We start from the raw sequence: 13,472 nt of genomic DNA on the forward strand, positions 1-13,472 counted from the left end.
AGTGGGCGGATCTGAATCAAAGGGGCCACTTCTGCGTCGGCAGAGGTGCAAATCCATGATCAAGGGGCCCTACGCCTGCGCCTGTGCGAACACCAGCCCCGGAGATCAACGCCTCGCGGACATACGAGCGCGCAGCCTCAACAGATTCTGTCAGTGTGAAACCGAGCGCCATATGCGCCGCAATGGCAGACGAAAGGGTGCAGCCAGCGCCATGCAGATTCTGTGTGGCAATCCGCGGTGCCCGCATCTCGTGGAAGACCGGCTCCCCTGAAGCATTGGAGCATGCCAGAAGATCGTGCACCTCCTCACCCTGCAAATGACCGCCTTTCAGCAAGACAGCGCCAACACCCAGATCAAGCAGGGCACGCGCTGCCGGGGCGAGATCCGCCACACGGTCCACCGACCTGCGAAGAAGCAATGCGGCTTCATCAATGTTCGGTGTAATGATCGCCACTCGGGGGAAAAGCTCCTGCACGATGGCTTCTACAGCGGAGTGTTCGATCAACCGCGCTCCTGTAGCCGACACCATCACCGGATCCAGAACGATGTTGGCAAGCTGGTGCCGATCAATGGCCTGCGCCACCGTGTGCACAATTTCGGCGCTGTGAAGCATGCCGATCTTGACACCTTGAGCGCCGATGTCACTCACCACGGCGTCAATCTGCGCGGCGAGAAGCTCCGCAGGCGCGGCGTGGATGGCGCAAACGCCTTGGGTGTTCTGGGCCGTCAACGCCGTAATCGCGCTCATTCCGTAGCAACCCAAGGCCGCCATGGTCTTCAGGTCAGCCTGTATGCCCGCGCCACCTCCCGAATCGGAGCCGGCAATGGTCAGTACGCGGACGTATTGATGCGTCAATGGAATAGCTTTCATGACGTTCTACAAACGCTCCAGTGAGGAATGCGGAAGAGCAGGCACCGGAAGTGCCTCTGCTCTGCGCCCTTGCTCCAGCGCAGATTGCCAGCCCGGTATCGTCGTGGCGGGATCATCACCCAAGCCGCGCACCACACAAACACCGCTCGCGCCACTTTGGGCGGCCAGTGTGAGTTGCCCATGATCCAGAATCCCGCCAATGGCCACCACAGGCACACCAGCCATTCGAACCCACCATGCCAGATTGTCCAGGCCCTGCGCTCGCCAGGGCATTGCCTTGGTGAGCGTTGGCCAAACCGGGCCGCAAGCCACGTAGGCCGGATTCAATGAACGGGCGCGCGCAAGTTCCCAAAGGCTGTGGCTGCTGATGCCCACTGCAAGGCCGGTGGCCGCCAGTTCCTGCCGCCCCTCATCGCCGAGTGCACAGAGATCTTCCTGCCCCAGGTGTACCGCCTTCGCTCCAAGCTCGTGGCCCAGCCGCCAATGGTCGTTCACAACCAGCTGCGCACCCGCTTCGCGACAAACCGATACCGATTGCGCAATCGATTCACGCAGTGTCGAAACCCATTTTTCGTTTGGCATGGCCGGCGTCTTCACACGAAGCTGAACGGTCGTGACGCCCGCCGCCACCACTTGCGCCACGCGTTCGGCGGAATCGACAATGGCGTATAGATCCAGACTCTGGGCTGATGCGGCGCGCGGCACAAAGTCAAAATCCGGACCTTCACCCCACGACATGCAGGGCATCAGTTCCGGTTGAACGGCAAATCCGCCACACGCTGCCACAGGCCCAGCCCCTTGTCCGGCTGAGTAACCATGGCGCAGGGCTTGAGTAGTCGCCATTTTGGCGAGCACCAGTGCATCAGCTGCTACAAACCCGAGCGCCAAAGCGGCGGCCGCACTGGTGGCGAAGGTGCAACCGGTGCCATGATTGTGCGGCGTGTCCACACGCTGGAGACCCAGCCAACCGCTCGCATGGGGGGAGTCAATCCAGTCAAGCGACCAATCAGGGGCATCGGGATTGTCTCCGCCCGTAATGGCAACGGAGGCTGCACCCAAAGAGCGAAGATGTCGCGCAAGCTCAGGAATGGAGGACGGCTCACCTTTTTCTGGGACAAGCCTGCGAGCTTCCCGCTCGTTGGGGGTCACCACCGTGGCTCGCGGCAGCAGCAACTCACGGTAAGCCCTCAGTACCTCATCGCCAGCGAAGGTGGCGCCCGTGCTGGCGCCCAGCACGGGATCGACTACAAGCGCCACTTTCCCGTGGACACGCATCCGGTCTACCCATCGTGCGACAACCTCCACGTTCTCGGCACTACCCAGTAACCCGGTTTTGATGGCGACCGGGGGCAGGTCCGTCGCCAGCGTGGCCAATTGCGCCTCCAGCACCTCAGCCGGCATGGGCGCCACCCGAGTGATCTCCACAGAACTTTGAGCGGTGACTGCCGCCACCACGGGGCAAAGATGCACACCGAAGGCGCTTGCTGCTCTCTGGTCAGCCGATAATCCGGCACCGCCGCCGCTGTCGTTGCCCGCAATGCTCCAGACTACGGGTGGAGATTTAAACGTAGGTGCAGCTGAAGGTAGTTTGTCCGGCACTTCATTCCCCGATCAGAAACGGGTTCCCAGTGACCGGCGTGGTTGCCACGGCAAAATCCTGCCGAGCCATGACGCCGGCTCTGAAAGCCGCGCGCCCTGCTTCAATGGCTTGCCCGAACGCAGCGGCCATGCGTGGCGGATTGCTCGACTGACTGACCGCTGAATTGAGCAGCACCGCATCGAAACCCATTTCCATGGCTTGGGCTGCGTGGCTTGGCGCCCCTATGCCAGCATCCACGATGAGCACCACATCCGGCAAGCGTTCGCGCAGCGTGCGCAGCGCGAACGGATTAAGCAGCCCCTGCCCCGAGCCAATGGGCGCGCCCCAAGGCATGAGCAGCGGGCAACCGGCATCCAGCAGGCGCTTGGCTGTCACCAGGTCGTCGGTGCAATAGGGAAACACAGTGAAGCCATCTTTCACCAACTGGCGCGCCGCCTCCACCAGTTCCAGCGGGTCAGGCTGCAGGGTATATTCATCGCCTACCACCTCCAGCTTGAGCCAGGGGGTGTCATACAGCTCCCGCGCCATATGGGCCAGCTGAATGGCTTCTCGCGCGGTGGTGCAGCCGGCTGTGTTGGGCAAGAGGCGTGCCCCATGCTGGTTCATTGCGGCCCGGATCATCTCGATGAATCCGTTGTCGCCCGCTGCCGCCAACTGGCGCTTCAGCCCCACGGTGACAATCTGCGCGCCAGATGCTGCGATGGACTCGCCGAGCACCTTCGGCGAAGGGTAGCCAGCGGTACCCAGCAGGAAGCGGCTGGTCAGCGTGACATCCCCCACCGCCCAATCATCGGATTCAATCATGGTCATTTCCCGTAACTTCATAACGTCTCTTGGAGCATGTTTACGAACTGCCAAAGCCGAACGCTACAACCAAAGCCAACCCGCCTGCAATCCCCAGGCGGCTGTGAGGGCCGCCGCCAGGACAAAACCGAAAACCACCCACTCGTTGCGCCCGAACAGGCTCCAGCCCAGGCCCCGGCGAGTCCAGACATAAAGCAGCGCACCGGGCAGATACAGCAGTGCGGACAACAGCAGGTATTTGACGCCGCCCGCATAGAGCAGCCACAGGGCATATAACACTGCCACGGAAGCAATGGCCAGGTCGCGCTGGCGCAAGCCCCTGTCGGCAGATCGATAACCTTCCCCTTGCCAGGCAAGCTGCAATCCGTACAGTGCAGCCCAAATATAGGGCAGCAAGATCATGGAAGTGCCGAGGCTCACCAGCGACAAGTAAGTGGAACTGCTAAGCAATGTGATCAGCAAGAAGGCCTGAACGCATCCGCTGGTCAGCCACATGGCGCTGATAGGCACTCCGTGTGCATTTTCCTTGGACAGCCAGCGCGGCGCGGCACCGTCGCGGGCAGCCATAAAGAGCGTCTCGCTGGAGAGCAGAAGCCACGAGAGCAAAGCACCCGAAAGCGAGATCAGCAGACCTATGCTGATCAGCGCGGCTCCCCAGGGCCCCACCACGTGTGCCAGCACATGCGCCATGGAGGGTGCCTTTAGATGAGCCAACTCCGGCTGTGCCATCACTCCCATGGAAAGCAAACTGACGGCCACCATCAGCGCCAGCGTAAACAGAAAGCCGAGCAGCGTGGCTCGACCCACCTCAGTTCGCCGCTCTGCACGTGCCGAATAGACGCTGGCACCTTCGACTCCCACAAACACCCACGCCGTCACCAGCATCATGCCGCGCACCTGATCCGACACGCCACCCAACTGCGGATTGCTGCGGCCCCAGATGTCCTGCGAGAATACATCCAGTTGAAACGCGAATGCCACCAGCCCTACGAACAGCAGCAAGGGCACAAGCTTGGCGACGGTGGTCAGTTGGTTGATGAATGCCGCCTCCTTGATGCCCCGCATCACCAGGGCATGCATGCCCCACAGCAGGATGGAGGCACAAACTACCGCAGCGGGCGTGTTGCCGTCGCCAAATACGGGCACATAATGCCCCAGCGTGCTAAACAAGAGAACGTAATAGCTCACGTTGCCGAGCACTGCCATGAACCAGTAACCCCAGGCAGAACTGAAGCCCACGAATGGACCGAAGGCCGCCTTCGCGTAGGCGTACACCCCCGAATCGAGCTGCGGTTTACGCAAGGTCAGATTCACAAACACAAACGCCAGTGCCAGCATGCCCAGCCCGGTAATGCCCCAGGCCAAGGCCGTGGCACCTACCGCCGCGCTGGCGGCCGTGTTCTGCGGGATCGAAAAAATGCCCCCGCCCACCATGGAACCCACCACGAGTGCGGTGAGTGGGCCTAGGCTGAGCTTTCGGGATTCGGTAGGGGCTTCGTTCGCCACGTGATCAGCCACCCACGATGGGCTGGAATAGCAGCACGGTATCGCCTTCAAGCAGTTCGCGGCTTCGGGCCGAGCGAGCAACAAACTCACCATTCACCGCTGTGCTAACGGATTTCTCTTCATGTCCGAGTGCCGCCACCAACTGAGCGAGCGTTGTGCCTGCAAGCACTTCGCGGGCTTGCCCATCAAGCTTGATCATCACGGCAGGCGCCTGGAGCGCTTGCGTGTCTGCGTTCGAAATCCGGTTATCTTTCATTTTTTCACTTAACGTGCAGGCACAGTCGACCTACTTCCTGACCACGCGCGCACCATCTGCGGCAAGCGCCTGCTCGATGAGAGCGGGCGCCAATAGCCAACCATGCCGGAACAGGCCATTCATGACCAGCCGGCACCCTTGCCATTCGAGAAGGGGGTTATTGTCGGGCAAAGCGGGGCGCAGATTGACGTCCAGCTTGAGGATGCGTGCTTCGGCAAGCGCCGGCACCACACTATGGGCTGCCGCCATGAGTTCAGTCGCACTGCGCAAGCTTACCGGGGAGCGGTCTTCGCTTTCTATTTCGCTGGCTCCGACTACTATGTCCCGTGCAGAGCGCGGCACAATATACACACGGTGACGCGGGTGCAGCAGCCGCACTGGGCGCTGAAGCCCGTGACCAGGGCAATCGAGCCAGATCACTTCACCGCGCACCCCCGCACGGTCTCGGCACCAGACCTGCTGGCACCTACGGGTACGCCTGCCTTGGCACCGGCACCCCGCACATCAATCACCACGTCAAAAGCCAAGGTACGTCCGTCTAGCAAACACAAGGTCCCACCGCCCTCCCCTCCATGCACGGCGAGCACCCCCTGGCCCCAGTGCCAATCAACACCGGCAGCTGCGGCGTACAAAGCCTGCATCGTCGCCACCGTGTGAATGAAGCCCTCACCCGGCAACAGCCACGCGTGGGAGGGGCCTTGGATGGACGGCTCGAGAGATTGCAAGTCTGCCGCGTCAAGCTTTTGAACGGACTCACGAGGGCTGGCCGATTGCCACTCAGACGTCGCGGTCGCCACGCGCATGCGGTCCAGCACGCGCTGCGCAGCGCCCAAATCTGAACGATGAGCCACCAGCAGGCTGCCCTGCACCTTCACCAACTCCGGACGCCCGAGTTCCTGCGCGATCTGCTGCCAAAGCTCCAGCGAACGCCAGCCGATCGCCGCCAATGCGGGCTCGGCGTTATCTAGCTCGGCCAGTGGGCTGAGCATACCTGCCGCAGTGAAGCCAGCTGCTGTAGGTACGTAGGGGTCGCCAGCCTGGCTACGCGGAACTGGCTCGGGGCCGCTGGAAACATCGAACACGGACACCCGATGCCCCGCCCGTGACAGCTGCCAAGCCAGCAGCCGGCCTAGCAAGCCAGCGCCGGCTATTCCAATTTGCCTGGATGGGGGTTGCGCCATTCTTGGGCCTTGGATTCTCAAGCCTTATGTATAGGCACGTAGAACGCACCACCCGCGGCCTGGAACTCGGCCGATTTCTGCTCCATGCCCGCCCGCAGCGCCTCCTGCTCGCTCAAGCCCTTGGCCGCTGCGAAGTCGCGCACCTCCTGCGTGATCTTCATTGAACAGAACTTTGGACCGCACATAGAGCAAAAATGTGCTTCTTTGGACGAATCCTTGGGCAAGGTCTCGTCGTGGTAGTCCTTGGCCGTGTCGGGGTCGAGGCTCAAGTTGAACTGGTCATGCCAGCGGAACTCGAAACGTGCCTTACTGAGGGCGTCGTCCCGGGCGCGTGCCCCCGGGTGCCCCTTGGCGACGTTAGCCGCATGCGCAGCGATCTTGTAAGCAATGATGCCTTGCTTTACGTCATTGCGATCAGGCAGCCCCAGGTGCTCCTTGGGCGTCACGTAACACAGCATGGCTGTACCCATCCAGCCGATCATGGCTGCGCCAATGGCACTGGAAATGTGGTCGTAACCGGGGGCTATGTCGATTGTCAACGGGCCCAGGGTATAGAACGGCGCCTCATGACAATGCTTGAGTTGCTCGGTCATGTTCGCCTGGATCATGTGCATCGGAACGTGGCCGGGCCCTTCAATCATGGTTTGCACATCGTGCTTCCAGGCGACCTGCGTCAGTTCACCCAGGGTACGCAACTCGGCAAACTGCGCTTCATCGTTGGCATCTGCTCCACTGCCCGGGCGAAGACCATCACCCAGGCTGAAGGAGACATCGTAGGCCTTCATGATGTCGCAAATATCCTCAAAATGCGTATAGAGGAAGCTCTCTTTGTGGTGTGCAATGCACCATTTGGCCATGATCGAGCCACCGCGGCTCACGATGCCGGTCATGCGGTTGGCCGTGAGGTGAATAAACGGCAGGCGCAGACCCGCATGAATGGTGAAATAGTCCACGCCCTGCTCTGCCTGTTCGATGAGCGTGTCGCGGAAAATCTCCCAAGTGAGGTCTTCTGCCACGCCACCCACTTTTTCGAGCGCTTGGTAGATCGGCACGGTACCAATGGGCACAGGCGAGTTGCGCACGATCCAGTCGCGCGTGGTGTGAATATTCTTTCCGGTGGAAAGATCCATCACCGTATCGCCGCCCCAGCGGATCGACCACACGAGCTTTTCAACCTCTTCTTCAATGCTGCTGGTGACCGCGCTGTTGCCGATGTTGGCGTTGATCTTGACCAGGAAATTGCGCCCAATGGCCATGGGCTCCAGCTCAGGATGGTTGATGTTGGCCGGAATGATGGCCCGGCCACGCGCCACCTCGTCCCGCACAAACTCGGGTGTAATGATCTTCGGAATGGACGCACCCAGGCTATCGCCCTTCAGTCGCGCCTCGCGGGCTGCATCGCCCAGATACTCAGCCATCCACTCCCGGCGGCCGTTCTCGCGCAGGGCGACGTACTCCATTTCAGGCGTGACGATTCCCTTGCGGGCGTAATGCATCTGGGTCACGTTCGAGCCGCTCTTGGCCCGGCGTGGCTGTCGTTGCAAGCCTGCGGCTTCCTGGCGCAACTGTGCAATGCGCTCGGCATCGCGGTCTTCGTGCTTGCCACCATCGTCGAGCGCCACGCGTTCACGGCCTGCATAGTGCTCTGTGTCACCACGTTCGAGGACCCAGGCTTCACGTGCGGAAGTGGGCAACCCGCGCCGCACGTCGATCATCGCTTGCGGATCGGTGTATGGCCCCGAGGTGTCATAGAGCGACACGGTTTCCCCGTTGGTCAGCCGCACTTCACGCACAGGCACCCGCATATCGGCACGAGAGCCCTCAATGAAGGACTTGCTGGAAGCTGGGAAGGGCTCACGGGTAAGCGTGAGCAGCTGCTGGAATTTATCTGGCGCGTTCATCGAAGGTCTCCTGCCTAATTGAAGAGCACTCCGGTGTTCACTACCAACGGCAAAGCCCCACGGCAGCCGCTGCTGGCGATGATCAGTCTCGTCCTTACGCCGGTGCTAACCGGATCAAGTTCGGCGGGTTCGGTTCAAGGGAACCATCTCAGCCTGCCGCGAAAAACGGCAGGCACCCCGGAGTAGACGCATCATAACGAAAAAAGGCGACCCTACCAACACGACCCTACCAACTCATCTCTCGCCAAAGTGGGTGCGAGATCGAAATCGTGACCTGGCTGTATCAGACACAGCGAAATGCAGACGTCCGGCACAGCCCAAGAACACTCTTATGACGCGTCCCACCATGATTGCGGATCAAAACCCAATCCTGGGGCATTAGGCACAGCCATGCATCCATCAACTATTGGCGGCGGCTCACATACGTTCTCGGCGTAGAACCTCGCGGTTCCAATGCCCGCCGCAGCAATCGGTGAAGGTGTCAGTGCCGTACAGTGAATGCCGAGGTAAAGACCCAAGGAGGTTTCAAGGCTTGAGGTAACCGTACACCCAATGCCGTGTGCAGTGGCAGCCTGCACAATTTCCAGCAAACGGTCAGGTCCACCCACACGCTGAGCCTTGAGAATGAAGATATCTGCCGCCTTATGAATCGCCGCCAGTTCGACGTCGCGCACAGTACGTATGCTGTCATCTAGGGCAATTGGCACACGGGTCTCGCGTCGCAACTGCCCATAAACCGACAACGGAGTGCCGCGCGGCAAAGGCTCTTCACAGTACTCGATGTTGAATTTCTCCATGGCTCGAAGCTGCTCACCTGCCCACTCAACGGGCCAGCTCTCGTTGGGATCAAGACGTATTTTGATGCCCGGCATGGCTTCCCGAATGGCTTGAATGCGAGCGAGATCGAGCTCACGCTCTGGCGTGCACTTGACTTTTACGGTGTCCTGTCCACGAGCGGCGGCGTCTCGAGCACGTTGCGCACATACCTCAGGCTCTGCATCTCCAATAAGGTCGTTGACTGGCACTCGCTCAGGCACGCTGCGCTCACCTCCAAGAAGGTATCCTGCAAGCGTCCGACCACACTGCGCCGCCCGAAGAGTAAGCACTGCGGTAGAAATACCGCAACGGATGCGCGCCGGGCATTCCCGCAAAGAGATTTCACTAAGAAAATCTGACGCCAGTGGATCGAGACCCGTCATCAGCGCTCTGATCTCGTCTGCAAACGCTTCCTGAGGGTAGTCCACATGTGGAGGCAAGGCAGCTTCGCCCCAACCCACATGACCGTCTGGAGACTCTAGCCTCAAGATGGCACCCATGCGGTGATACTGCGTGCCTTTGGACCAGCGATAAGGTGTTTGGAGAGCGAGCCGATACGGTTTGACTTCAATGACTGTCTTGCTTGGCATTTCCAATTCCCTGTTCAAGATGAACCTTCGGCTAGGGGCATCAAGCGCTCCGCCGGAAATTCGAGAGTGATCGGCGCTCCTACACGAAAAGCGCTCGTCGGCGGCGCCAGCACGTTTACCCGCCGGCCGCTGTGCAATTCGACCACCAACTGCTGTTGTCGCCCGGAGAAGATGGCACTGACAAGCCTGCCGCTCCAGCGATTGGCTACCGGCGAGCCAGAAGCCCCAGGTGCGCAGCCTGACTGCGTTGCCACGATGGCCTCTGGCCGAATGGCCACATGCGCCACACCGCCCGCCTCCACGGTGAGCTGCAGGGGACCATCAGGCGTGTCAATGTCGCTGCCGCTTATGCCGGCTACGTCGAATATTTCGGCAGCGCCCAGAAATGTAGCGCCAAAGCGAGTACGGGGGCGAAGATAAAGCTCCTGCGGCGTGCCCTCTTCCAGAATTCTCCCGGAGCTCATTAGCGCGATGCGATCAGACAGCATGAGTGCTTCCTCCTGATCGTGCGTCACATATAACGCAGTCAGGCCTACCGTCTTGATAAGCTCTCGCAACTCCAAACGCATTTGCTCGCGCAGTTTCGCATCGAGATTTGAAAGTGGCTCATCGAGCAACATGACACTTGAACGGCGCACAAGGGCTCGAGCGATCGCCACTCGTTGCTGCTGGCCTCCCGAGAGTTGCGTCGCACTGCGTGTTGCGTATGCGCTTAGACCAACCATCCGCAGCGCATCTTCCACTCTCGTCCTGATCTCTTCTCGAGCAGTGCGCGCAACTTCCAGGGGAAACGCCACGTTTTGCTGTACGGTCATGTGTGGCCAGATCGCGTAGGACTGGAACACCATCGAAATATCACGCGAATGAGTTGGAGTTTGCACGCCTTTCCCGCCGTCAAATACCAAGCTTTGGCCTATACGAATAGACCCCGAAGATGGCGCCTCAAGACCTGCGACACTGCGCAAGGTGGACGTCTTTCCGCAACCGCTGGGACCGAGCAGCGTGACAAACTCCCCAGGCGCGAGGGATAAAGAGACTCCGCACACTGAGGCTTGCGCCGCCCCCGGGTAGGTCAACCATAGATCCTTGCATTCGATCATTTAGATGTTTCCTCGCGCCTCGCCGCCAGGCGCTGCCATATCACTGTAATCACTGTCATGGCCAGTACAAGCCAAACCCCCACGGCAGCCGCCTTTCCGGGCTCGCCACCCGACCAGTAGCTCCAAAGTTGAACGGCCGCGGTCACGTTGTCGTCGCCTTGCAGCAGCAGCGCCGTCGACAGCTCCCGCATCACATGGGCCACAACCCACACCCAGGCACCTGCCAACCCTGGCAGGAGCAACGGCAACACAATGCGCCGAAGCGTCGTGGCAGTGGATGCGCCGCAGGTTCGAGCAGCCTCTTCCAGTTCAGGGTGCAACTGAATTAGCGAAGCGGACGCGGCGCGGGAGGTGAACGATAGATATACCGTGATGTAGGCGATCACCAAGATCCACGCAGTGCCATAAACCTGCAAAAAAGCAAGCGTGAGATACACATAGACCAGCGCCATGCCGATCATGGTGCCCGGGATCGCCAGGGGCATGAACGCCAGCGTATCTACAACGCCACGAACACGCTCACCAAGCGCCTTGCTCCGCAATACCGTCCAGGCTACGAGTAAGGCCAGTGCTGTCACGAGGGTGGCACTAAGCAACGACACCCAGGTCGATGTCCATGCCGCTGCACCCACCCTGCTGTTGCTAAGAACAGCTTCATGCTGGGAAAAGGTCAGCTTCCCTAACATTTCCCAGCTTACGGGGGCTAGATAGGGGGTGAGGCTTGTCCAAATCAGGATGGCTAGTGGGAGCGCAACGGCCAGCATGAAATATGCCGCTACAAAAAGGATGGCCAGCGGCTTCAGCGCACCAAGCTTCAACTGACGAGGTCGAAAGCCCTTGCCCGTGACGGTGATAAACCGGTTGGCATGCCTCGTCAGTCTTCTGTACGCCCAGGCCAAGGCCAGAAGCAGCAGGAGAAAACTCACCGCAATGGCAGCAATCTGCCCATAGGCAGACGTACCTCCCGACTGATCTGTGGCCAAGTAGACGATGCGGGAGGAGACCACAAAGAGCCCTACGGGCATGCCCAAGGTTCCCGGCACGTCGAACACGAGAAAACCCACGATCAGTAAATAGGCACCTGCCGCAAGAATGGCAGGAGACAGCAATGGAATGAATATTCGCCTGATCATTTGGGGCCAGCGCGCACCGCTGGTCATAGCCGCTTCCTCAAGCGCGGGGTCCATGTTGCGAAATGCGCTGCACAGAATGAGGTACACGGAAGGCACCAAAGCAAGCGTTTCCACAAATATCATGCCCCCCATCGAATAGATGTTGAATGGCGCTGAGTCCAACCCAAACGCCTCCACCAACATCCGATTAATCACGCCGGTGCGTGAACTAGCTAGAAGCGCCCAACCCATCGCCAACAAGAATGGGGGAAGCACCATTGGCAGCGCAATCATGACCCGCGCCACGCCCTTCATTGGGAGATCCGTGCGCTCGACGAGCCAAGCAAGCATGCCTCCGACAAACAACGCGCAAGCCGTGCAGCCCACGGCAAATATGGCTGTGTTCCAGACCAGTTTGTAGAAGCCTGGGTCGCCATAAACCACGCGGTACTGAACTACTCCAAAACCCGGGTCATAGGGGAGCCCCGTTGGTTTGAAGCTTGCCACCAGCAGCAAACCCAGCGGCACGACCACTAGATAGACCAGCAGCGCAAGTAGCGCCCACCCCGGCAGGCGCGGCAAGAAACGCGCCTGCGGAGCAGGAGCAGCGTTACCCCAAACACTCATCGCGCTGACCCGACCGCTTCGAGTAGTTTGTTGTAGTACTCGTTCAGTGCACCTAACTCGTCGGATTTTTCAGGCGGCCATTCCGAAGTCTTCTTGCCGGCAATGAACTGGGCAGTCTTCGTCTTGGCGGACAACGGGTTACCACGGCCAGTCGCCTCCTCGTAGGCGACAGCACCTTCGTCGGTGGCCAGCCAAGCCATGAGAAGCTTGGCTCCCTCGGCGTTGCGCGCATTTTTGCTCACACCTGAGTAAATGATGTGCATTGGAACAACGTCAAGCGCACGCATCTTGATGGGTGCTCCGGCATTGATGGGCGGAAGCGTTGAGTGGTAAAAGCCGATACCCATATCCACCTCTCCAGCACCCACGGCCTGCGCCAGAGGAAAGGTGGATTTGAAAAGCATAGGCTTGAGCTTTATGAAGCGCTCGAGCAAGCCCTTGGCCGAGTCGGGGCCCATGGTCGCGGCTAGTTGGGCGAACGAGGCGGCCCTCACCCATGACCCGACACGGTTGCTCCATTTGGAATTGACCACATCCTCCCAGGTCTTTGGTGCCTCAGCGTCACTGACCTTTCGCGTGTTCCATAGCGCTACATACACTGATGCAGTCGTGGCCACCATTTCCGGATTAGGCGCGTAAGCCTTGGGTACGCCAAGTTGCACCCAGTTCACACCTTCGAGATAACCCCGCCCTTTCAACTGGCTCATGTGGTCGGCACCGCCGGTGAGCAAATCACCCGTGTAGCCTCTGGCTTGCATCTCCTGCACACCACGCACAGCAAGTTCGTTGCCACCCACCAGTCGCGTGTGACGCACTTTCACCGAAGGGTACTTGCGATTGAAAGCCGCAAGAACTTTGTCGATCTGCTCGGACGGCGAGCTCTCGTACCAGGTAACGGCAGGCTTGCCCTGTGCTGCCTTCGCCAGTTCATTCAGGCTCTGGGCATGGACAACCGCAACGGGCGTGATACTCATGACGAGGCCGACAGCGGCCGCGAAAAATGTCTTCAAAGTTGTCTCCTTTATGACGTAAGCGGGAAAAGTATTGCATGCAATTTGATCAATGTCATGGTTTTTTTGACTAGTGATTACGAGCATTGCATGCAATC

General features: G+C 59.8%; 12 protein-coding genes and 1 riboswitch. All 12 genes read right to left on the reverse strand.

All coding sequences use genetic code 11. The features are described 5' to 3' along the window. Positions 1-16: 16 nt before the first annotated feature. The 12 genes from thiD (AAAK34_RS13205) to AAAK34_RS13260 all read right to left on the reverse strand — a co-directional run bounded on the left by thiD (AAAK34_RS13205) (position 17) and on the right by AAAK34_RS13260 (position 13,374). Positions 17-871: a bifunctional hydroxymethylpyrimidine kinase/phosphomethylpyrimidine kinase gene (gene thiD / locus AAAK34_RS13205; protein WP_231698016.1), complete on the reverse strand. Its 855-nt coding sequence runs from the start codon at positions 869-871 to the stop codon at positions 17-19. A 6-nt stretch (positions 872-877) separates the two neighbouring features. Continuing rightward, the gene (gene thiD / locus AAAK34_RS13210) at positions 878-2,470 is read right to left on the reverse strand and encodes a bifunctional hydroxymethylpyrimidine kinase/phosphomethylpyrimidine kinase (protein ID WP_231698015.1); all 1,593 of its coding nucleotides are present in this window, start codon (positions 2,468-2,470) and stop codon (positions 878-880) included. Between the two features lies 1 nt (position 2,471). Next, on the reverse strand, positions 2,472-3,275 hold the full coding sequence (locus AAAK34_RS13215) for a thiazole synthase (RefSeq protein ID WP_231698014.1): 804 nt from the start codon (positions 3,273-3,275) through the stop codon (positions 2,472-2,474). 63 nt (positions 3,276-3,338) lie between these two features. After that, complete coding sequence (gene arcD / locus AAAK34_RS13220) at positions 3,339-4,781, reverse strand: arginine-ornithine antiporter (protein ID WP_431777361.1); 1,443 nt, start codon at positions 4,779-4,781, stop codon at positions 3,339-3,341. 4 nt (positions 4,782-4,785) lie between these two features. After that, complete coding sequence (thiS, locus tag AAAK34_RS13225; protein ID WP_431777362.1) at positions 4,786-5,037, reverse strand: sulfur carrier protein ThiS; 252 nt, start codon at positions 5,035-5,037, stop codon at positions 4,786-4,788. A gap of 30 nt (positions 5,038-5,067) precedes the next feature. Then, complete coding sequence (locus tag AAAK34_RS13230) at positions 5,068-5,469, reverse strand: FAD-dependent oxidoreductase (protein WP_431777363.1); 402 nt, start codon at positions 5,467-5,469, stop codon at positions 5,068-5,070. Further along, positions 5,454-6,218 (reverse strand): NAD(P)/FAD-dependent oxidoreductase, encoded by a 765-nt coding sequence (locus tag AAAK34_RS13235; RefSeq protein WP_431777364.1) that lies wholly within the window; start codon positions 6,216-6,218, stop codon positions 5,454-5,456. The genes AAAK34_RS13230 and AAAK34_RS13235 overlap by 16 nt, the downstream gene beginning before the upstream one ends. Before the next feature lie 17 nt (positions 6,219-6,235). Next, positions 6,236-8,119, reverse strand: coding sequence for a phosphomethylpyrimidine synthase ThiC (thiC, locus tag AAAK34_RS13240; RefSeq protein WP_231698011.1), 1,884 nt, complete (start codon positions 8,117-8,119; stop codon positions 6,236-6,238). 73 nt (positions 8,120-8,192) lie between these two features. Continuing rightward, a riboswitch (TPP riboswitch) is annotated at positions 8,193-8,309 on the reverse strand. Between the two features lie 139 nt (positions 8,310-8,448). Continuing rightward, entirely contained in the window at positions 8,449-9,525 is a 1,077-nt protein-coding gene (locus AAAK34_RS13245) for a mandelate racemase/muconate lactonizing enzyme family protein (protein WP_431777365.1), read from the reverse strand. Between the two features lie 14 nt (positions 9,526-9,539). Then, a complete protein-coding gene (locus AAAK34_RS13250; RefSeq protein WP_231698009.1) occupies positions 9,540-10,625 on the reverse strand; it encodes an ABC transporter ATP-binding protein in 1,086 nt (361 codons plus the stop codon). After that, positions 10,622-12,364 carry an ABC transporter permease gene (locus AAAK34_RS13255; protein ID WP_431777366.1) on the reverse strand — a complete coding sequence of 581 codons (1,743 nt, stop codon included), beginning with the start codon at positions 12,362-12,364 and terminating at the stop codon, positions 10,622-10,624. The genes AAAK34_RS13250 and AAAK34_RS13255 overlap by 4 nt, the downstream gene beginning before the upstream one ends. Further along, positions 12,361-13,374 carry an ABC transporter substrate-binding protein gene (locus tag AAAK34_RS13260; protein WP_431777367.1) on the reverse strand — a complete coding sequence of 338 codons (1,014 nt, stop codon included), beginning with the start codon at positions 13,372-13,374 and terminating at the stop codon, positions 12,361-12,363. Before AAAK34_RS13260 ends, AAAK34_RS13255 begins: the two co-directional genes overlap by 4 nt. Positions 13,375-13,472: the final 98 nt, after the last annotated feature.

This window comes from Ottowia caeni (genome assembly GCF_050821495.1).
Taxonomy (GTDB): domain Bacteria; phylum Pseudomonadota; class Gammaproteobacteria; order Burkholderiales; family Burkholderiaceae_C; genus Ottowia; species Ottowia caeni.

What these genes read in the sequence shown, in the direction of transcription:
- AAAK34_RS13245 (WP_431777365.1), bottom strand. Translation starts at nt 9,525, where the DNA reads ATGCCAAGCAAGACAGTCATTGAAGTCAAACCGTATCGGCTCGCTCTC.
- AAAK34_RS13255 (WP_431777366.1), bottom strand. Translation starts at nt 12,364, where the DNA reads ATGAGTGTTTGGGGTAACGCTGCTCCTGCTCCGCAGGCGCGTTTCTTG.
- thiC (WP_231698011.1), bottom strand. Translation starts at nt 8,119, where the DNA reads ATGAACGCGCCAGATAAATTCCAGCAGCTGCTCACGCTTACCCGTGAG.
- thiD (WP_231698016.1), bottom strand. Translation starts at nt 871, where the DNA reads ATGAAAGCTATTCCATTGACGCATCAATACGTCCGCGTACTGACCATT.
- AAAK34_RS13235 (WP_431777364.1), bottom strand. Translation starts at nt 6,218, where the DNA reads ATGGCGCAACCCCCATCCAGGCAAATTGGAATAGCCGGCGCTGGCTTG.
- AAAK34_RS13215 (WP_231698014.1), bottom strand. Translation starts at nt 3,275, where the DNA reads ATGATTGAATCCGATGATTGGGCGGTGGGGGATGTCACGCTGACCAGC.
- AAAK34_RS13250 (WP_231698009.1), bottom strand. Translation starts at nt 10,625, where the DNA reads ATGATCGAATGCAAGGATCTATGGTTGACCTACCCGGGGGCGGCGCAA.
- thiS (WP_431777362.1), bottom strand. Translation starts at nt 5,037, where the DNA reads ATGAAAGATAACCGGATTTCGAACGCAGACACGCAAGCGCTCCAGGCG.